This window comes from Peribacillus sp. SRI_006 (assembly GCF_057586375.1).
The window spans coordinates 40,771-59,632 of record NZ_JBYCZT010000003.1; the positions used below are offsets into that span (position 1 = coordinate 40,771).

Here is an 18,862-nt window from a genome sequence, read left to right on the forward strand (position 1 = left end):
AAAGATTAATCAATCGTTTGATTAAATCTCAAAGCAAAAAGCGGGAGCTCACAATGAGCTCCTGCTATTTCCTTCATTAAAAACCATCATCTGTTGCGGTGAAGGGGATGTTAAGGTTTCTTTCCACGGCCCGAAGTCTTTGATTCAGTCTGTTTAACCTATTCGTATGTCGCTGGTCCGCTTGACTTAGCCTGGTGATTTCCTGGTTAATGCGGTTCACTTCACGATTTATCCGCGTGATTTCTTGATTCTGCCGAGTGAGTTCCCTCGTTTGACGCTCGTTTTGACGCTCAAGTTCCCGGATTCTTCTTTCAAGTTGTTGAGGCTGCCTTTCAATATCGAATTGGTCTGGCACCTGGCTATATGGATTTTCTTGTACCTGCTGAAAGTTCCAATCTTGCTGTGGCATATAATCAAATCGTTCAGGCTGTTGGAAGTATGGGTTAAAATTTGGTTCAAAGTACTGATGATTTCCGTTTTGTTGTGGATAAGGATAAAATCCGTATGAATTCATGGTCAACTCTCCTTTTTAAAATCAGGATGGATACCCTATAACTTATGTCAGTTCCGGTGAAGTGACTAGGCGTTAGCCCATATGAATGGGAAGAAGAGGGAATTCACAGAAAAAATTTCAATAAATTTGCAGAAACGATCCGGTTCCTATATCGTTTAGGGTAGGAGAAATTCTTTTTTTCATCTTGAAACCAATTCCAAGGATAATCCGTATATAAAGAAAAGAGTGTAAGTCAGGAGTGTAATGATAATGAATCGATTTGTTGCTGATTTTGTTCCAATATTGATTGCATTTCCAATGGTTTTGCCGGTTTGGATGATTAGCTATTTCGTATTGAATCAACCGTTTGCCCTGTCCGTTGTCATATCTTTAGCAGGAGGGGTACTTGCATACTGGCTGAGTTCCGTATATTTTTCATCAAGATACCTCAAAAAACATGAATTGACGAGAAAAGAATATCAATATATAAAGAAAAATTTAATCGAAGCAAAACCGAAGATATGGAGGGTGCAAAAAGCACTAATCTCGGTCAGGCATATCTCTTCTTTTAAACAGAGGAAAGAGATGATTAAAATGATCAGGAAAATATACAGTCTGACAAAAAAAGAACCGAAGCGGTTTTATCAAGCGGAACAGTTTTATTACTCGCATCTGGATTCTGCCATGGAGCTTGCGGAGAAATATGTTTTTCTAGCACAGCAGCCAAAAAAGAATAGGGAACTTGAACTTTCCTTAACGGAGACTCGTAAAACTTTAAAGGAACTTACTAATACGATAGAAAAGGATTTATATAAAGTGATTGCCGATGATATCGATGACCTTAACTTCGAATTGGATGTTGCTAAGCAATCCATTAAAACTAGAAAAGAGTCACAAGTAATTGATGAAAGCAGGAGGTTAAAATGAATAACAATGATCCAAACCTGTTGAATAAAACGAATAACGCCAGTTTGATCGATGACCTTTTAGCCAATCCATTTGATGGGGTGCAGGAGCTTGAGAAAGTATCTTCCCAGGAAGCGAAACCGGTTAAACTGATTGATGTCATTCCTGAAGAGAACAGGGCAAAAGCTTATCAGCTTGCCGAACAAATCGACCCAACGAATCATCAGGCAATGATATCCTATGGTACACCCGCCCAATCAAAGCTCCTGACCTTTTCTAATTCCATGCTTGAGCATGTCCAGAAAAAAGATGTGGGTGAAGTGGGCAGCATTATCAATGATTTAATGAAAAAGTTAAACGAACTCAGCCCGGATGAGTTAAAACCGGATAAGCCCTCATTTTTTGCGCGTATGTTCGGGAAGCTCTCGGGATCTGTACAGGAGGTGCTATCCAAGTATCAAAAAACCGGTGCCCAAATTGACCGAATCAGCGTAAAACTCGATCGGAGCAAGAATATCCTGTTATCGGATATCGTAATTCTCGAAAAGCTATATGAAACGAATAAGGAATATTTCCAGGCATTGAATGTCTATATTGCAGCTGGGGAAATCAAGCTCGAAGAAATCCATGAGAAAACGATTCCGGAGCTAAGGAAGTCCGCTGAATCAAGTAATGATCAAATGAAGTTTCAAGAAGTAAATGATATGCTGCAATTTGCTGAACGGTTGGATAAAAGGCTTCATGATTTGAAGTTGAGCCGTGAAATCACGATTCAAAGCGCACCGCAGATCAGGCTGATCCAAAACACGAATCAGGCACTAGTCGAAAAAATCCAATCTTCGATCATGACAGCCATCCCACTTTGGAAAAACCAGGTTGCGATTGCACTGACCCTAATCAGGCAAAGGCATGCTGTAGAAGCCCAAAAACAGGTTTCCAAGACTACAAATGACTTATTATTGAAGAACTCCGAGATGCTGAAAACGAATACCATTGAAACCGCAAAAGAAAATGAGCGCGGACTTGTCGATATCGAAACATTAAAGAAAACTCAAGCTAACTTGATATCCACGCTTGAGGAGACCATGCGGATCCAAGAAGAAGGCAGGCATAAACGCCGTCAAGCTGAACAGGAATTGGCGTCAATGGAAAATGAACTGAAACAGAAACTATTAGAGATAAAGGGATAAGGGGAGATAACATGGAGACTATCGAGGCTATAAAAACGAGAAGAAGCATCGGAATCGTTAAGCAAGATCCGGTTCCTAAAGAAATGATCGAGCAAATCATTGAAGCCGGAACATATGCACCTAATCATCATCGGACGGAGCCTTGGCGTTTTTTTGTTTTGACAGGGGAAGGAAGAAATAAACTTGGGCAGGTATTCGAAGAAATAACAAGAATCGAAAATGCTGATGATACCCCTGAAAGTTTAATCAGCAAGCTCGAAAGGCAAAAAAAGAATCCATTAAGGGCTCCAGTCATCATCGCGGTGGGCATAGAGCCTAGTGATAAGAATAATGTCCTCGTCGCAGAAGAATATGCGGCTGTGAACAGTGCCATCCAAAATATGCTACTTGCAGCACATTCTCTAGGTTTGGGAGCAATATGGAGAACGGGGAAAATAACTTATCATGACAAAGTCCGTGAATTTTTCAATTTATCCTCTAAGGGAGAGGTATTGGCTTTCATATACTTGGGTTATCCTGACATGGAGCCGAAACCTGCTAAGAAAACACCGATTGAGGAATTGACCACATGGATCGGATGAGGATTAGGATTAGGGGCTGCATCAGTTTATAGACACTGATGCAGCTTTTTTTATTGCCTTCAATAAGGCTTCTTTAATTATGCTTTTACTGAAAGGGATTTGACATTGTCAGGCTTCGTTTCAAGTGACGATTGGTGAATTAGGTTGTACAATACAAAGGAAGAATAAATTTTGATGAATTAGGATGTGTCTATAGATGAGAACGATTGATCCATTTGAGATACTCGATGGAAAAGCGATAAAATATTTGGATGTATTTGGCGTTGAGGATGGCATTGCTTTAAAAAGTAAATACGAAGATAAATCGTATTGGATATATGATTATTATTGCATGCATCAGACTTGTGATTGCCAGGAAGTATACCTTGAATTCGTTGAGGAGCTTAAAGGCAATAAACAGGCGGGACAGCATTTTGGAGTGAGGGTTTCTTTCGGGGATAATCAATTCGTCCTGGAGGATTATAATATTTCGAAGCAAAAGGCGATGGATATCGCGGAAGATACGCTGAAGTACAGTAAAGATGTAATGGAGTTATTTAAACAGCGGTATCAGCAAATGAAGGAAAAAGGCACGCAAATTATCACGGAAAGTGCAAAGGCAGCTAAAATGCCGCATGTTCATGCAGAACCGGTCATTGGCAGAAATGAGCCTTGTCCTTGCGGAAGCGGGAAAAAATACAAAAAATGCTGCGGTGCAGCTTAACATCTTGGAAGCTGACTCGATTCGGAGTCGCTTCTTTTTTATTGGAAAAGTCGTGCTTGGGAAAAAAATGAGAAAAAAATGTAGCATAAAACGAACATTTGTTCTATAATATGAGTACCAGATAATAACACAAAAAGAAATAAAAACTAGTTATTTAGACGGAATTTTCCGAAAACTTCTTTTTTATTTTCATAAATCTGGTATATATAAGAGAGAAGAGTTTTTTGATCTCATCTCTTTCAACGGTAGACGGCAACCAGACGGGATGAAAATCCCTACACTGATGGCAGTTTAACTTATTGAACGAAGGAAGGGGTAATCAAATGACAAGAGAAAAAAGATTAATACCTTACAAAGTTCTTGAAGTGATGGAAACGGTGAAAGAGAAGATTCCTGAGGGTGTCGAGCTTGTGAAAGCACCGGCAATTTGGGAAAAAAGCAGTTATGGTGAGGGCGTGGTAGTTGCCGTCATCGATACAGGCATAGACAAGGGACATCCAGACCTCAAGGAAAGAATCATTGGCGGGAAGGATTTTACCAATACCGGGGATTATCAAGATGATAACGGACATGGGACACATGTTAGCGGTACGGTTGTTGCTGCCATTAATAATGCTGGTGTAGTGGGAGTGGCTCCGAAGGCAAGCATATTAGCGTTAAAGGCCCTGAATGGTCAAGGACAAGGCGACATTGATTGGATTAATGGTGCTCTAGAGTATGCCATCAATTGGCGGGGGCCAAATGAAGAAAAGGTTTCGGTTATTTCACTTTCGCTTGGCGGACCTCCCGATGAGACTGAACACAAACTCATTCAAAAGGCCCTTCAGAACGATATCCTTGTTGTTTGTGCAGCTGGAAATAGCGGTGATGGGCGTCATGAAACGGATGAATTGGATTATCCAGGAGCATATCCCGAGGTAGTGGAAGTGGGGGCTGTGGATTTAAGCAGAAATTTAGCGGATTTTTCAAATACAAATGATGAAATTGACTTGGTGGCGCCAGGGGTTGATATTCTCTCTACGTATCCAGGAAATAAATATGCCAGGTTGAGCGGAACTTCAATGGCTACGCCTCATGTAAGCGGTGCGGCAGCTCTCTTGAAAGTGATTGCTGAAAAAGAATTTGAGCGCAATTTAACTGAAGCGGAATTATATGCACAGCTGGTGAAAAGTACGGAAGATCTGGGAATAAGCAAAAAAGCGCAGGGAAATGGACTGCTTAACTTAACGATTACGGAACAAAGAGCTGAAAAATCGATTAAGATTACGATAGAATCAGAAAATCTAAAGTTACCGAGTAAATCGGTGGTCATGGAATAGTAGAGAAAAAAGGTGCCCCAGGAAATTTTTGGGGCACCTTCCATAATGATTATTTTTTATTTTTCCTTAGAGCTGCAAAAAGGGCGACAATGGAAAGAATTAATGATATGACAGCCAGGGTAATGATCAGCGTTTGGTTGCCATCACCTTCTGTTGTTGCTGCATCCTTTGAATTGTCAGGTGTCGTGGAATCATTAGTGTCAGCTTCATCTTCGTGACCATGGTCCGCAGGTTCAGCATCAGCCTTGGGTGCAACCGTGATTTCCGTTACAGAATGCGGTAGGTCTGAGCCTTCTTCACCGCTCCATTCAACGATTTCACCATCTTCGTAATATTGAAATGCATCCCAGGCAACTTTCGTTTCTTCTTTAGGATTTTGTGCTACGAAAGAGAATTGCTGGAATTGTCCAGCAGCTATTCCTTTGTCAGTTGCTGCCCAAGTTACCGTTTTTACATGCCCATCTTTGTCACCTTCTGTCGTTACTTTCCATCCCGGTACAGGCTGATAGCTTTCAAAAGTAACCCCTTCAGGTACTTTTAAAGTCACCTTTGTAGTGGCAGTTTCTTTTTCAACGGGTACTTTAATTGTATAAGTTTCCCACGCCTCAGGTGCAGATGAACTTGGCTTGACCGAAACGTGAGCATATGCTGAACCGGAAAAAATGAATAATGCAGCAAATGTAAAAATAAGTAGCTTTGAAATGTTTTTCATTTTATAAATCCCTCCTATTATGAATTCCCTATGAAAATTATAAAATCAGCATTGATTGAATCCAGGCTTTCAGTCAATCCATGAACATGGATATTCCACTTTCCTGGCATGGTTAATATAGACTTTGATGTAAATGTCCCTGTGTTTTTCTCCTTCATTTGCAGCTTTATTTCACCGCGTGGCGTATCCAATGGCTGCATCGTGATCGTAAGCTGCTCTATTTCAGCAATTGGCTTGCCTTCATTGGATAGATTTACTTGAATCATGTTATCCCCGACTTCATTGGGCGTCACCATTAATGTAACCTCGTTATTTTCATCAGTCCGTAACGTTTTTTCAATGGGGCCCGGAGAAGACATGGCAGTTTGGACATTTGTTAATAAAGCTGCAACGAGAAGGATGACGATTCCTAAACCAAACTCCATTCCCACACTATAACCAAGTTTTTTCGTTTGCTTTTTCCCTCTGAGAAAATGAAAGCCGCCTAAAACGATCATGATTAACATGAGACCGATTTTCGCTAGTAACAATTGGCCATATGTTGTGTTAAACATTGAATGGATAGTTGGCACATGCTGTAAACTGCTATATATTCCGCTAATAATCAGGATGATTACAAACAGAAATGCCCATTTGGAAAACCTTTGAATGATCGACCAGTAAAAGGTTTTCTTATCTTGTTGGACTGCCTGCCGATCTGCAAGCCCAGGCAAAATCACCAATATGGCCATAAGGCCGCCGAGCCATAAAGCCATGGAAAATAAATGAAGGAAATCCATCAAAACGGCCAGAGCCTGATTAGGAACGGCTGCTGTATGTCCGGTGAATGCCTTACAAATCATCAAGCTGGCAATTATGATGAATGAAATGAAAGGTAGTGATTTATTCATTGAGTTCTCGAGCATGAAATAAATTACTAAAAATAGAAGGAGCAATATTAGAATTTCCAAGATCCAGATCGTCCCAAAGTTTGTAGCATTCAATACTTCCTTTATATAACTAACATTAAATGCATCGGTCCAACCTACGCCAGCATCGATCGTAACTCTTAAAGGCAGGCTGCAGAAGATGGAAAATGCTAAACCAGCATATGAAAGCCAAAGGTATAGACGGGTTCTTCTGCTGGCTTCAAAAAGTCGGGAATCCTTCATTAGCGATAATCTGAAAAAAAGGATTCCGGTAAGGGCAGCGAAGCATATGTATTGTAGACTTTGCAGAATAACGTTGATGGAATTCGGAAAACTTTCATTCACTTCGGATTTATTTTGATCTGATAGGCCTGCCGAATCTCCGAATTGAAAGGGGATAGTTCCTTCAATAGGATGGCCATCACTCGAAACCACTCTCCATTTAATATAGTAAATCCCTTCATCGATCGTGCCCTTCCACTTAGCTTCCAGTATTTTTTCACTCTGTTCAGAGATTGTACTGTCTTGAGTTTGAATTTTGTCTCCATCTTGGCTGAATACCTCAAGCGAATGAAAAGCTGGTTGTATATTCTCGCTGAATTGAATGGTGATCTTTTCAGGAAGAGTATCCATCGCTTCATTCGGGCTAGGATTAGAGCTGATTACTGTAGCATGCCCAGAAGCCATTGCCGGGTATAAAAGCAAACTGAATAGGCTGACTATCAGCCATAAATATTTTTTCATCTTGGTGTGCCATCATCCTTTCATCCGATTATGTAAGCCCATTATAAAAGGAAAATGTGAAAAAACAGTGAAAATAATTTAGTTATCTAAAGGCAGTTTAAGAGGTTCGCTAGAAAATGAGAACAATAAGTTTTAGTTTTGCCTTCCATTCCAGTATAGCCATAAATAAGTGGTGGGAATTCCACTTTGCATAAAGTTTATACCAAATAGGCATCCTCCTTTTGATATAAACTCCATTAAGAAATAATTAAGGTTCCTTTAGTAATCTGAGCCTATCATGTTTAAGGAATTTGGAGGGATAGGTTTTGATGAAGAAGGGATTAAAAGAAACAAGTGTGAAGGTAATCTTGGTTGGTTCCCTTGTAGGGATGGGAACATCCACTTATATGCCAGCGACAGAAGCTGCGGAAGGCACTTCTGTCATTTTGGAAGAGGCACAAACGGTAAATAGTCTTTTAAAGCTAGAGATAGAGGGTATAGAACTGGATCAAAAGTTTACAGAAGACGTACACGACTATAGTTCAACAGTGGGGAATGATGTGGAAAAGATCACCTTGCTTGCAGCAAGCCCTAACGAGAATGCAGCCATATATGTGAATGGTGTCAAAATGACGGATGGTAAATTGAAGGATTTAACTCTTCAAACTGGCATGAATACGTTTGTAATCACCGTCAGCGATGGGGAAAATGAAACCGTTACCTATACTCTCAAGGTCGAAAAACATGAAAGTGATGATAACCTTTTAACATCGATTGGATTATCAAAAGGCTCATTAACATTCGATTCTAAGGTGACAGCTTATCATGCTTCAGTTGAAAATGAAGTCCAGTCGGTTACGGTAACTCCGACATTGAGTGACAGTAAGGCAATTGTAAAGGTAAATGGAAAGGATGCAACCAGTGCAGGTGTAAAGGTTACCCTTCCAGTCGGTAAGACAACGGTGAAGATAACCGTTACAGCGGAAAATGGTGATGAAAAAACATATACACTCACGATTACACGGGCTGCAGCCGCAGCAAAGGAAACGGAATCGAAAGCTGCTCCAAAAGAGGATGAAGTTCAAAAGGCCCCCTCAACAGGAACGAGTAAAGCCCAACCTTCCACGGGTAAGGGGAATAAATCTTCTTTATCATCAGCAGAATCCTCGGATAAGGGGAGTAAAACATCTTTAACATCAGCGGAATCCTCCAATAATCAAAAGCCAAGCAGTGGTGTCAGTGAAGTAACGAATGCACAGCAAATTGAAAGTATTTCAGCACAAAAAGTGAAAATGGATTCTATTGAGAAAGTAACGTCCGCAGATTCTTTAGGCGAGGAAGGCAATAATGGACCAGTGTTGAACAGCCTGACGGTATCATCCGGCGTATGGAACAAATCTTTTGAATCTAATGAGCATACCTATCATATAGAGGTGGATAATGATATTTCTTCAGTCGAATTGAATGCAACGACAAATGCCAGCGGAGCAACGATTGAATATGACGGTGCGAGCAGTGCAAAAGTGAAGATCAAGGATAAAGCAAAAACGGCCATTTCCGTTACCGTTTCAAAGGATGGGGAGCGTCGTACTTACGTCCTTGTTTTCGAAAAGGACATGGATGTTGAAATGGATGAGGAAGAAACCGTGGATGATGTCAAAACAAAAGAGGTGGAAGTTGAGGCAGCGCAAACGAGTACAGCTGGTACGACGGAGAGCGAAACATCCAATGATCCAGGAGGCCAGACTAATGGGAAACAACCTGTTGAGACAGTTTCATTCTTTGGGAATATAAAGGAATTCTTCACTCTCTGGTAAAATAGGATGGTTTTGAATCCTGCAAAAAAAGGACAAGGTTCAGGCTTGTCCTCGAAGTTCATATTTATATGGGCAAAATGATTTGGACCTCGGTTCCTTGGTTCAGTTCACTGTTAAACCGGACCTTTCCCCGATGCGCCTCAATGATTCGGCAACTGACTGTCAGTCCTAATCCGGTTCCTTTTTCTTTTGAAGAATAGAAAGGCTCTCCAAGATGTTTTATGCGGTTTTTTTCTATTCCGCTACCGTTATCTTTGATGGTGATAGAAAGGTTATTGTTCATTCGTTCAAAATCAATCCAAATGTGGTCGGCGGATGCCTCCATGGAATTCTTGAGCATGTTTATGAAAACTTGTTTTAATTGATTTCCCTCACATAATAGAAGCGGTATTTCATTTTTGACAGATATTGATATTTTGGTGGGGTACGAGTCCGCCTCTGGTTTCAACAAGGTTTTGACATCATTCATCAGGTCGATGATTTGATGTTTGCTGAATGGAAGTTCCTGTGGTTTTGCCAGAACGAGTAACTCGCTTACAATAAGATTGATCCGGTCCAATTCACTTAACATGATCGTGTAGTATTGTTCAAAGGGATGGTCGCTCTTTTTAAGCAGTTGGACGAAACCTTTTAAAGAAGTCAGCGGATTTCGTACCTCGTGGGCTACACTTGCGGCAAGTTCGCCGACTATCGATAATTTTTCGGTTCTTCTTAAGCGTGCTTCGGTTTCTCGAATTTGAGTGACTTCTTTAGCATAAGTAATGATTCCGACTAAATCCTCGCCAACCATCATCGGGACAAACGTACAAGAAAGTAAGATGGACTTCCCGTACTTCGTCAGGAATTCTATATCTTTCCCTTTTTTGATCCCCTTTTGGTTTTCCATGACATATTGGCATGAGGTACGTATCAATTCCGCGTCTTCTGCTGAAAAATTCAAATTAATGAATGAAGCGCCATGTATTTCTTCCTGTTGAAAGCCTGTTACCGTTTCAAACCTTGGATTCACGGTCGTGATCATTCCATTTAAATCAAGCATCAGCATCGGATAAGGGTTGTGCTCAAACAATGATTTATAGCGTTGTTCGCTATCAAATAATTGATTCTCCGCGACAACTCTTTCAGATATATCCCTGCCAATGACGACTAAGCCTTTACGTGAACCATCTTCATTGAACAGGGGAACTTTAATCGTATCAAAGGTCTTGTGATTGCCATCGGGAAGAGGGATGATTTCCTCGCACCTAGTAATTTCCCCCTTTACCCACGTTTCTTCATCGGAAATTTCACAGTAGATCAACGATTCTTTATAAAATTCGGTGTATTCTGCGAGCTCACTGTCTCTTTTTCCCTTATAATCTACATGCTCCAATTGAAATAATTGCAGCCCGAAGGTATTGGATTCAAGCCATCGGCCATCCCCATCCTTGAAATTAACGAAATCCACCATTGAATTGATGAGTGTACGCCGACGTTGTTCCGCCTCTTTTAATCGTTTGAATTCTTCCTTTTTAGCTAAATAAAGATATAGAATTAAGCCTATTGATAAAAGGAAAACAATGCCTTCCGCCCTTTGGAGTTGAATGAAGACCTCTTTATTATGGATATTTGTAGTTAAAAAATAGTCGAATACGACTAATGTAAGAATCCCGGATAGGATATATATTGCTAAGATGGAGCGTTTGGACATGGAGATTCTCCCTGTTTTTAAGACATTTCAAAGGTAAAAATACATACACATTTTAACAAACTATCGGAAAAAAATATATGCAGAATCTCTAAATAAAAAAACAGGGGCCAATGTGGTCACCTGTTTTTTCTGAAGAGGGTTAGTTTCTTCTTCTTTTTTGCACGCTTATAGATCATGAAGAATAGTAAGAAGAGGAGTGCAAGAGCAGCTAGCGTATATTGGTTCATTTCAACAGATAGCAGTCCATAGGGAATCAGTGATAGGAAGAAAAAGTATATAAGGTTGCCAAGTGCCGTCGCCAATAAAAAGTCTTTGAAAGTGACGGTGCTGACTCCGGCTGCCAAGTTAATTAAGCTTGTGGGGATAAGCGGGAAAATCCTGCCTGTAAACACGTACATGAAGCCATGCTCCACTACAGATTCTTGCCACTTTTCACCAATCTTCTTTAAAAGAAGCTCCTGAAACCAGTTTCTTGCTGCATAAAAAATGAATCCTGAGGCAACAACACTTGTAAACCAACTCCATAGATAGCCATATATGAATCCGAATATCGTGACGTTGATGGTTAGGAGCAAAATTAAGGGGATGATTGTAAAAGAATTTTGTACAAACATCAATACGAATGTCACAATAAATGTAAGCAAAAGATTTTCCTTCAATATGCCAATAACAGAATCCAAATCACTTTTCCAAACCAAAGTGAACAGTTCTGCATTAGAGTATATAAAAATTGCGATTACAAGTAGACCGATTATGGTCAGGACTTTTTTCAAAGGGCCACCACCATTCTTACTAATAGTTTATCATTTTCGAGTTCAATGGTGAAAAAAAAGAGCTGCCGCATCATGCAGACAGCTCTTTTCCATTATAGTGGCTTAACGGCCCGGAGATTCCTTTTAAAGCCACTTTTCAAACTGAATTCTTTTGTTCATTCCATAAATGATTGGCGCTCCAATCAAAAGGACAACGAACTCACCGACAGCTGTAGTCATCCAGCTTAGCCAGAATGGCAAGCCAAAGGCAAGGTTCAGTTCAATTGCAATTAAAAACATTGTGAACGTGAAAAAGATAATCGTAGCGACCATACGTCCTTTAATGCCTTTTATGAAACGAGACACATAAATGACAAGCAATAAGGCGAGCAGGGATTGGCCCACCCCAAAAATCAAATCATATGGCACCATCGGCGAAAAGAGCAGATTCGATATGAAGACTCCTCCAACGATACCGTAGATATACTTTTTATTGAATACAATCAGATGATTCAACATTTCCGGTACACGGAATTGGAACATCTCAAAAGCTATTGGTTTAAACACCAATGAGACCGCCACATACAAGGCAGCCAATAACCCGTTTATCACGAGTGTACGAACATTCATTTTACTCTCTCCCTAGTTTTTTATCGTGGGATGGTTACGAACCACGTGCAGGCGTTTACCCGATGTTTAATAGTAGCCCATGTAAGCTTGTTTCGTCAATTTGTAAAGAATGGTTTTAATTTATAGGTTTCCAATCAGATGAAGCAGCACAATTGGATTTTGAATTATTGCAATGAAGGATGATATTATTTCAATATGTACATAAAAAGGAGTGAATATTAATATGTCGATCGAAAGTGTCAAAAGCCATTTTAAACAATGGAATCGGGAAGGCGACGTAAAGGAGTTCGAAACATCTAGTGCCACGGTGATTGAGGCAGCGGAAACCATCGGTGTTATCCCAGCGCGGATTGCCAAGACCCTTTCCTTTAAAGGGGAAGGTGAACACGCGATTTTGGTCGTTGCCGCAGGGGACGCGAAAGTGGATAATAAGAAATTTCGTCAGACGTTCGGTTTCAAGGCACGAATGCTTTCACCTGATGAAGTGCTTGCACAGACCGGCCATGCAATCGGAGGCGTTTGCCCGTTTGGCCTGGCAAACGATTTAGCTGTTTTTCTTGATGTATCGATGAAGCGCTTCGAGTCATTGTTTCCGGCTTGCGGCAGTTCCAACTCTGCAATAGAACTTACACTCGCTGAATTATTTGAATATTCAGGTGCCAAGGATTGGGTGGATGTTTGTAAGGGGTGGGAAGAAAAGGGGAATGTGGAAACGGCAGCAGGAAATGCAGTTGATGGCATTTGATGAATGGGATGGAGTCCACTAAAGTGAACTTTATTTGGGGCCGCATTCATTTCTATTATTAAAGCGGAAAACGGGCAGAAAGTGTTCCTGATCGGAGGTTGAAAGATGTTAAATGGAAGCGAAAGAAAAAGCAATAGCAGCTATCTGAGTCTTAAAACTCTTTATGAAGAAAATATAACGGTTAAGAGCATTGCCCAGGAACTTGAGTTTTGCCATAAAAACGATCTGGCGCTGGATATCCAGAAAGCAATGAAAAAAAAGAATTTTGATATATTGGCAGTCCAAGATCAAGGGGAAATCATCGGATATATAGAAAGGCAAGAACTAGGTGAGGGAAGTATTTCTGAATATATGAGAAACTTCTCACCAAGGGAAATGGTTTCGAATTCAACCCCTTTGATCCAGCTTCTCCATATTTTTAAGAATAAGACAAGGGTGTTCGTATTAGAGAATAATTCAATTAAAATGTTGATTACCCATGCCGACCTCCAAAAGCCTCCGATCAGGATGCTGATATTTGGATATATTACCTTATTGGAAATGAGGATGAGCGATATCATCCTTGATAGATTCGGCGATGGCAGCTGGTATCCAATGATCAGCGAAGACCGTTTAGAAAAGGCAACCGAATTATATAAAAGGAGAATCGATAAAAATGAGGATATCAATATAATAGAGTGCCTGCAAATCAGTGATAAATTCGATATTATACATAAAGATAAAGAATTGAGGCACTTCTTCCAAATCCCTTCGAAAAGTAAAGGGAAGAAGGATGCGAATGCCATCCGAAAATTACGGGATAAGATTTCCCATGCTAATGAACTGGGTCTGGACATGTCATGGATGGAAATCATCGAGGTTGTCGAGTCCTGCGGCCGACTGCTCGAAATCTCTGAATCCTATCCTTATGAAAAATAAGATCCGGCAAATCATGCTGGTTCTTTTTTTTTTGCGCATCCAGATAGAAAAAAACTGCCCGTATCAGGCAGTCTCCCCGAAAAATTCAAAACTCCGGCAGTTGATCCAGGTTATTTTCTTTTATCCCATCGGGCTCACTCCGTAATATGTCACGTCCATATTTATGAAAGACGTCAACGTTGGCCAGGTTGCCAGCTTTGGCTTCCGCAAGGGCTGAGGGGTAGTCGAGTTCGCGGCCGGAGTTCGTTTTGATGGCGATAATATTGTCCTCTTCATTTTTCCTTACGGCGATGATTTCTTCTTTTCCTGCTGCTGAATCACTTTGGTTTGCTTGCGGTGTTCCCTGCTGTTTATATGACTCATAGGCTTCTTCAAATTTGTCCATGTTTTAGGCACCTCCTAATTATAGGGTGAACCATTTTTCCTGCAATATACAAACCGGATTTCGTCCAACTTGAGCCGTTAATTCGTCCAAATGGGCCGATCTTTCGGCACTTTTTTTTGTGAATGCTGTCGTCTTGGCCTTTTTGCAGTGGCATGGCACTTGCATCTTGTATAAGTAGTAGCAAGAAATAATATTCACTAGATTAAGGGAGGAATAGTAATCATGAATGTAAAACAAGGGGCAAGCACTGTAAATGCAAAACAACAGGTCAAGACAATGAAAGCGGCGGTCGTCAATGAATTTAACCAAAAACTTGAGATTAAGGAAGTACCGATTCCGGAATTGGAATATGGTGAGATATTAGTGAAAATTAAAGCCTGTGGCGTGTGTCATACCGATTTACATGCTGCACATGGTGATTGGCCGGTAAAACCCAAGCTTCCGCTTATCCCGGGACATGAGGGTGTGGGCATTATAGAAAAGGTGGCGGAAGGCGTAACTTCCTTGAAAGTGGGTGACCGTGTTGGGATCCCTTGGCTTTATTCGGCCTGCGGCGATTGTGAATATTGTCTGACCGGCAGGGAAACGCTTTGCCTGGATCAATTGAATGCAGGCTATTCCGTGGACGGCGGGTATGCGGAGTATTGTAAAGCACCAGCCAAGTATGTGGTGAAGGTTCCTGAAGGGCTTGACTTTGCGGAGGTATCACCGATTTTCTGTGCAGGTGTAACGACTTATAAGGCGCTTAAGGTATCAGAAGCAAAACCTGGCGATTGGGTAGCGATTTATGGAATTGGCGGATTGGGACATGTTGCCCTGCAATACGCAAAAGCGATGGGCTTTAATGTCATTGCTGTCGATATTCAAGATGATAAGCTTGATCTGGCAACGGAACTTGGGGCGGATTACACGGTTAATGGGCTTAAGACCGATCCTGTACAGGCCATTAAGGATAAGGTTGGCGGCGTGCAGGCATCCATTTCTGTGGCGGTTACGAAAAAAGCATTCGAACAGGCTTACAGTTCAGTCAAGAGAGGCGGCACACTTGTCGTAGTCGGATTGCCGAATGATGAACTTCCAATCCCGATTTTTGATACAGTGTTAAATGGGGTGACTGTAAAAGGGTCCATCGTCGGGACGAGAAAAGATTTACAGGAAGCTGTTCAATTTGCGGCTGAGGGTAAAGTCAGAACGAATATTGAAACAAGAAAGCTTGATGAAATCAATGACGTGTTTTCAATGATGGAAAACGGAGAAATCAACGGCCGCATCGTTTTGACGCTAGAATAGGAACAGAGGAGGAAGCCCTGGAACGGGGCATCCTCCTTTTTATTATGTCTGGCTCTTCTCATTTAATATATAGCTCAATTTCCTTATGGATATTTGCAAGCGTTTGGCAGCTTCATTCCGGTTGCCGTAGGTTTTTTGCAGTGCCTGCATGGCGAGCTCCTTTCCAATTGTTGATTGAAGCTGTTTGATTTCCGTAAGGATTTCTTCAAGCATCAGTTCATCCTTCTCATTAAAATCAGCCACCAGCCTTTTTCGCCACTCTTCAAGAAGGTTTTCTGTTGACTGTATCTCAGGTGACACATTTTTGTCAGGTGTGATCTGGCTGTTGGATAGTGAGATATCATTGGCGGTTATTACTGACTTATTGTCTGCAAGAGTTAGCGTGCGCAAGACCACATTAGATAGTTCGCGTATGTTGCCTGGCCAGTTGTATTGCTGTAATTTTTCAATGGCTTCATTGGAAAATGAGATATCTCCATGACCATTTCTCTCAACCAAGTGTCGGACAAGCAACGGAATATCCTCTTTTCGGCTCCTTAATGGCGGGATATCCAGAGTCACGACGTTCAGTCGGTAAAATAGGTCTTCCCGAAATTTATTCTTGTCCACTGCCTTTTGCAGGTTTTCATTGGAGGCCGCCACTAACCGGGCGTTCGTCCGTAATGTCACGCTGCTGCCAACCCGCATGAATTCCCGCGTTTCCAAAACCCGAAGCAATTTGACTTGAATGGCCGGACTTGCATCCGCAACTTCATCAAGGAAAAGCGTCCCGTTCCCAGCAATTTCGAAAAAACCCTTTCGCAGCTGGGTCGCTCCGGTGAAAGCGCCCTTTTCATGACCGAATAATTCGCTTTCAAGCAGGGATTCAGAGATCGCTCCGCAATTGATGCCGATAAAAGGTTCATGGTTTCGGGGGCTGGCTATGTGGATGAAGCGTGAAAGCACTTCTTTCCCGCTTCCGGTTTCTCCTTCGATTAATACATTGACGGATTTTTGGGCAACCTTGAAGGCCGTTTCAATCAAATTCTTCATTAAAGGACTTTCACCGACAATGAGTCCTGAATCCTCGGCAAGCTTATGGATGAAATGCTGGTTCAAAGCTTCATTTTCATTCAATAGGTTGTCAATCTGCCTTTCCAGTACTTCAATATCCACGAAGGGTTTTTCCATGTAATCACTCGCGCCGAGTTTCATGGCATCAACAGCGGTCTTGACGGTGCTGTATCCGGTCATGATCAGTACCTTGCAACGCGGCTGAAGTCGTTTTAGATGCTGCAGGAGGGAAAGTCCATCGCAATCCGGAAGCTTCAAATCTATCATTGCGACATCAAAACGCTGCTGATTCCAGTCGATTTCATGAAACTCCTTCCCGCTATTCACAACTTGTACGAGGTAACCTTTCATCGTAAAAAGGCGGGATAGAAAAGTCCCAACCTCTTTCTCATCGTCTACCACAAGTAAATGAATCACCTTATCATCCCCTTTCCTCTCCTTGTATAGGAAGCCTCAGAAAAAAAGTGCTTCCATGTCCTGGTGTGCTCAAAACGTCGATCTTTCCGCCATGGTCCTTGGCGATGCCAAGGCTTACAGACAGCCCCAAACCTGTTCCCTTTTCACGGTCTTTAGTCGTATGAAAGGGATGGAATATGAAGGGAAGGCGTTCTTGTTCAATCCCCGTTCCGTTATCAGTCACCTGAACCACCATGAACTGGTTTTCTGAATAGGTAGCGATCGAAATCGATTTTTCCGTTTGCGCAGACTCATCCAATGAGTCCTTGGCATTCAATAGCAAGTTGATGATGATCTGTTCGATCTGCGGCTGGCTGCCCTTTATGAAAGGAAGGTCTTCCTGAAGGCTAAGATGGAGGGAGATTTGCTTCTTCCCAAGTTGGAACTTCAATAGGTTCAGAACCTGGTGAATGGCTTCGTTAATAGAGTAATAGTGGAACCTATACTCATCCTGCCTAGAAAAGGTAAGCAGGCTTTTCACGATTTGCCTGCATCGGTCCCCGCAAATCTTAATGTCGTCCAATAGCATATAATCCGGATTGTCCTGTGGGGTTTTCCGTAATAAAATTTGCGAGTTACCAAGAATGGCCGTTAATGGGCTGTTCAACTCATGGGCAATCCCAGCTGCCATTTCACCAATCGCCCCAAGTTTACCAGCATGTAATAGCTGGACTTCCATCTGTCTTCTTTCGGTGACATTTTTATAATAAGCAATGACCCCATATACTTGATGCTCCTTATTCTGAATCGGGTAAGCATGCATTTCCAAGATGGTATCATGCTGAAGGAGTATTTCCTGAAACCCTGGCTTATTAAATGAAAAGGTATCTTGAATCAGATTTTGTGATTTTTCAATTAAAGGAACCAAGTTGGAAAAGCCCCTGGCTGAATCATTGGATTGATAGACCGTTCCTTTGTGATCGAAGACGATGATCATATCTTCAACTGCCTTGAATGTATCCTCCCACTCCTGTTTGGAATGAAGAACTTCCTTATAAAGCTGGGCATTCTCCAAAGTTAACGCAAGCTGATTGGATAGTTGCTCAAGAAATTCGAGTTCATCTTCCTGCCATGTTTTCTTTTTCTTCCTGCCGAAAGTCCAAATTCCGATTTTTTTACTTTTTCCGTATAAAGGGACTAATAGAAGTGATTCGATCTCAAGGGATAATAGACGATCCTTTTCTGGGAAGTCCGGTAACTGGTTAACTTCCACCTGAATCGGCTGCTTTTCTTTCAAGGCCGATGAGAATTCCTGAAAAGGGTGTAACAGGTTTTTGGGATCCATTTCAAGATCGCAGTGACCATTAGGGCAGATGTGAAGCAGGGCAGGTTCTTCCTCATACAATATGACAAAATGACTGTCATCGAAGGTAATGAGCTGCTTAAGTTTTTCAATAACATTTCGGAGAATCTCTTGGATGTCGATTTCCATATTCATATTTTTTGTGATGTCATTCATGATTTCAAGCTGCATATTCTTCTTCTTCAGCTGATCCACGGTTTTCTTAAGTTCCGTGTAATACGTTTTTTTTGAAGATTTAATGCCTGTCATTAAATCTATCAATTCATGTTTGTTCATGCTTTTCACCTC

Annotated in this window: 17 protein-coding genes, 1 pseudogene and 1 riboswitch; of the genes and pseudogenes, 9 read left to right on the forward strand and 9 right to left on the reverse strand. The window is 41.4% G+C overall.

The window, feature by feature from the left end; all coding sequences use genetic code 11:
- Positions 1 to 76 precede the first annotated feature (76 nt).
- The gene (locus AC2YHV_RS04465; protein ID WP_106027559.1) at positions 77 to 409 is read right to left on the reverse strand and encodes a coiled-coil domain-containing protein; all 333 of its coding nucleotides are present in this window, start codon (positions 407 to 409) and stop codon (positions 77 to 79) included.
- 354 nt (positions 410 to 763) lie between these two features.
- Here AC2YHV_RS04465 and AC2YHV_RS04470 point away from each other — a divergent pair, with 354 nt between their 5' ends.
- The 5 genes and pseudogenes from AC2YHV_RS04470 to AC2YHV_RS04490 all read left to right on the forward strand — a co-directional run bounded on the left by AC2YHV_RS04470 (position 764) and on the right by AC2YHV_RS04490 (position 5,192).
- Positions 764 to 1,420: a 5-bromo-4-chloroindolyl phosphate hydrolysis family protein gene (locus AC2YHV_RS04470; RefSeq protein ID WP_034306048.1), complete on the forward strand. Its 657-nt coding sequence runs from the start codon at positions 764 to 766 to the stop codon at positions 1,418 to 1,420.
- Positions 1,417 to 2,589 carry a toxic anion resistance protein gene (locus AC2YHV_RS04475; protein WP_048686182.1) on the forward strand — a complete coding sequence of 391 codons (1,173 nt, stop codon included), beginning with the start codon at positions 1,417 to 1,419 and terminating at the stop codon, positions 2,587 to 2,589. Before AC2YHV_RS04470 ends, AC2YHV_RS04475 begins: the two co-directional genes overlap by 4 nt.
- Positions 2,590 to 2,600: 11 nt before the next feature.
- Positions 2,601 to 3,170: a nitroreductase family protein gene (locus tag AC2YHV_RS04480; protein ID WP_487372694.1), complete on the forward strand. Its 570-nt coding sequence runs from the start codon at positions 2,601 to 2,603 to the stop codon at positions 3,168 to 3,170.
- Positions 3,171 to 3,795: 625 nt separating this feature from the next.
- Positions 3,796 to 3,873 (forward strand): annotated as a pseudogene (locus AC2YHV_RS04485) (SEC-C metal-binding domain-containing protein); the annotation flags it as partial.
- A gap of 323 nt (positions 3,874 to 4,196) precedes the next feature.
- Positions 4,197 to 5,192 carry a S8 family peptidase gene (locus AC2YHV_RS04490; protein WP_057278511.1) on the forward strand — a complete coding sequence of 332 codons (996 nt, stop codon included), beginning with the start codon at positions 4,197 to 4,199 and terminating at the stop codon, positions 5,190 to 5,192.
- 49 nt (positions 5,193 to 5,241) lie between these two features.
- On the opposite strand, the gene AC2YHV_RS04495 is transcribed toward AC2YHV_RS04490, so the two are convergent.
- Positions 5,242 to 5,904: a YcnI family copper-binding membrane protein gene (locus AC2YHV_RS04495; RefSeq protein WP_057278512.1), complete on the reverse strand. Its 663-nt coding sequence runs from the start codon at positions 5,902 to 5,904 to the stop codon at positions 5,242 to 5,244.
- Between the two features lie 17 nt (positions 5,905 to 5,921).
- Positions 5,922 to 7,556, reverse strand: coding sequence for a copper resistance CopC/CopD family protein (locus AC2YHV_RS04500; protein WP_411739427.1), 1,635 nt, complete (start codon positions 7,554 to 7,556; stop codon positions 5,922 to 5,924).
- Positions 7,557 to 7,864: 308 nt separating this feature from the next.
- On the opposite strand from AC2YHV_RS04500, the gene AC2YHV_RS04505 reads away from it, so the two are divergent.
- The gene (locus tag AC2YHV_RS04505; protein ID WP_487372695.1) at positions 7,865 to 9,352 is read left to right on the forward strand and encodes a cadherin-like beta sandwich domain-containing protein; all 1,488 of its coding nucleotides are present in this window, start codon (positions 7,865 to 7,867) and stop codon (positions 9,350 to 9,352) included.
- A 64-nt stretch (positions 9,353 to 9,416) separates the two neighbouring features.
- On the opposite strand, the gene AC2YHV_RS04510 is transcribed toward AC2YHV_RS04505, so the two are convergent.
- The 3 genes from AC2YHV_RS04510 to AC2YHV_RS04520 all read right to left on the reverse strand — a co-directional run bounded on the left by AC2YHV_RS04510 (position 9,417) and on the right by AC2YHV_RS04520 (position 12,424).
- Entirely contained in the window at positions 9,417 to 11,042 is a 1,626-nt protein-coding gene (locus tag AC2YHV_RS04510; RefSeq protein WP_057278515.1) for a PAS domain-containing sensor histidine kinase, read from the reverse strand.
- Between the two features lie 116 nt (positions 11,043 to 11,158).
- Positions 11,159 to 11,815, reverse strand: coding sequence for a TVP38/TMEM64 family protein (locus tag AC2YHV_RS04515; RefSeq protein ID WP_145506867.1), 657 nt, complete (start codon positions 11,813 to 11,815; stop codon positions 11,159 to 11,161).
- 123 nt (positions 11,816 to 11,938) lie between these two features.
- Positions 11,939 to 12,424 carry a QueT transporter family protein gene (locus AC2YHV_RS04520; RefSeq protein WP_034306030.1) on the reverse strand — a complete coding sequence of 162 codons (486 nt, stop codon included), beginning with the start codon at positions 12,422 to 12,424 and terminating at the stop codon, positions 11,939 to 11,941.
- Between the two features lie 6 nt (positions 12,425 to 12,430).
- Positions 12,431 to 12,475, reverse strand: a riboswitch (PreQ1 riboswitch).
- A 172-nt stretch (positions 12,476 to 12,647) separates the two neighbouring features.
- On the opposite strand from AC2YHV_RS04520, the gene AC2YHV_RS04525 reads away from it, so the two are divergent.
- A complete protein-coding gene (locus AC2YHV_RS04525; RefSeq protein ID WP_063595345.1) occupies positions 12,648 to 13,169 on the forward strand; it encodes a YbaK/EbsC family protein in 522 nt (173 codons plus the stop codon).
- 105 nt (positions 13,170 to 13,274) lie between these two features.
- Positions 13,275 to 14,087: a CBS domain-containing protein gene (locus AC2YHV_RS04530; RefSeq protein ID WP_057278518.1), complete on the forward strand. Its 813-nt coding sequence runs from the start codon at positions 13,275 to 13,277 to the stop codon at positions 14,085 to 14,087.
- Positions 14,088 to 14,172: 85 nt separating this feature from the next.
- On the opposite strand, the gene AC2YHV_RS04535 is transcribed toward AC2YHV_RS04530, so the two are convergent.
- A complete protein-coding gene (locus AC2YHV_RS04535; protein ID WP_063577502.1) occupies positions 14,173 to 14,472 on the reverse strand; it encodes a DUF3892 domain-containing protein in 300 nt (99 codons plus the stop codon).
- Positions 14,473 to 14,748: 276 nt separating this feature from the next.
- Between AC2YHV_RS04535 and adhP the strand changes: the two genes are divergently transcribed.
- The gene (gene adhP, locus AC2YHV_RS04540) at positions 14,749 to 15,762 is read left to right on the forward strand and encodes an alcohol dehydrogenase AdhP (RefSeq protein ID WP_034306567.1); all 1,014 of its coding nucleotides are present in this window, start codon (positions 14,749 to 14,751) and stop codon (positions 15,760 to 15,762) included.
- Between the two features lie 42 nt (positions 15,763 to 15,804).
- Here the strand turns inward: adhP and AC2YHV_RS04545 are convergent, their stop codons facing one another.
- Complete coding sequence (locus AC2YHV_RS04545; protein ID WP_487372696.1) at positions 15,805 to 17,232, reverse strand: sigma-54-dependent transcriptional regulator; 1,428 nt, start codon at positions 17,230 to 17,232, stop codon at positions 15,805 to 15,807.
- Between the two features lie 4 nt (positions 17,233 to 17,236).
- Entirely contained in the window at positions 17,237 to 18,850 is a 1,614-nt protein-coding gene (locus AC2YHV_RS04550) for a sensor histidine kinase (protein WP_487372697.1), read from the reverse strand.
- Positions 18,851 to 18,862: the final 12 nt, after the last annotated feature.

Excerpts from the sequence above, each read along its gene's own strand:
- AC2YHV_RS04465 (WP_106027559.1), bottom strand. The coding sequence starts at position 409 with ATGCCACAGCAAGATTGGAACTTTCAGCAGGTACAAGAAAATCCATAT.
- AC2YHV_RS04470 (WP_034306048.1), top strand. The coding sequence starts at position 764 with ATGAATCGATTTGTTGCTGATTTTGTTCCAATATTGATTGCATTTCCA.
- AC2YHV_RS04475 (WP_048686182.1), top strand. The coding sequence starts at position 1,417 with ATGAATAACAATGATCCAAACCTGTTGAATAAAACGAATAACGCCAGT.
- AC2YHV_RS04480 (WP_487372694.1), top strand. The coding sequence starts at position 2,601 with ATGGAGACTATCGAGGCTATAAAAACGAGAAGAAGCATCGGAATCGTT.
- AC2YHV_RS04490 (WP_057278511.1), top strand. The coding sequence starts at position 4,197 with ATGACAAGAGAAAAAAGATTAATACCTTACAAAGTTCTTGAAGTGATG.
- AC2YHV_RS04495 (WP_057278512.1), bottom strand. The coding sequence starts at position 5,904 with ATGAAAAACATTTCAAAGCTACTTATTTTTACATTTGCTGCATTATTC.
- AC2YHV_RS04500 (WP_411739427.1), bottom strand. The coding sequence starts at position 7,556 with ATGAAAAAATATTTATGGCTGATAGTCAGCCTATTCAGTTTGCTTTTA.
- AC2YHV_RS04505 (WP_487372695.1), top strand. The coding sequence starts at position 7,865 with ATGAAGAAGGGATTAAAAGAAACAAGTGTGAAGGTAATCTTGGTTGGT.
- AC2YHV_RS04510 (WP_057278515.1), bottom strand. The coding sequence starts at position 11,042 with ATGTCCAAACGCTCCATCTTAGCAATATATATCCTATCCGGGATTCTT.
- AC2YHV_RS04520 (WP_034306030.1), bottom strand. The coding sequence starts at position 12,424 with ATGAATGTTCGTACACTCGTGATAAACGGGTTATTGGCTGCCTTGTAT.
- AC2YHV_RS04525 (WP_063595345.1), top strand. The coding sequence starts at position 12,648 with ATGTCGATCGAAAGTGTCAAAAGCCATTTTAAACAATGGAATCGGGAA.
- AC2YHV_RS04530 (WP_057278518.1), top strand. The coding sequence starts at position 13,275 with ATGTTAAATGGAAGCGAAAGAAAAAGCAATAGCAGCTATCTGAGTCTT.
- AC2YHV_RS04535 (WP_063577502.1), bottom strand. The coding sequence starts at position 14,472 with ATGGACAAATTTGAAGAAGCCTATGAGTCATATAAACAGCAGGGAACA.
- adhP (WP_034306567.1), top strand. The coding sequence starts at position 14,749 with ATGAAAGCGGCGGTCGTCAATGAATTTAACCAAAAACTTGAGATTAAG.
- AC2YHV_RS04550 (WP_487372697.1), bottom strand. The coding sequence starts at position 18,850 with ATGAACAAACATGAATTGATAGATTTAATGACAGGCATTAAATCTTCA.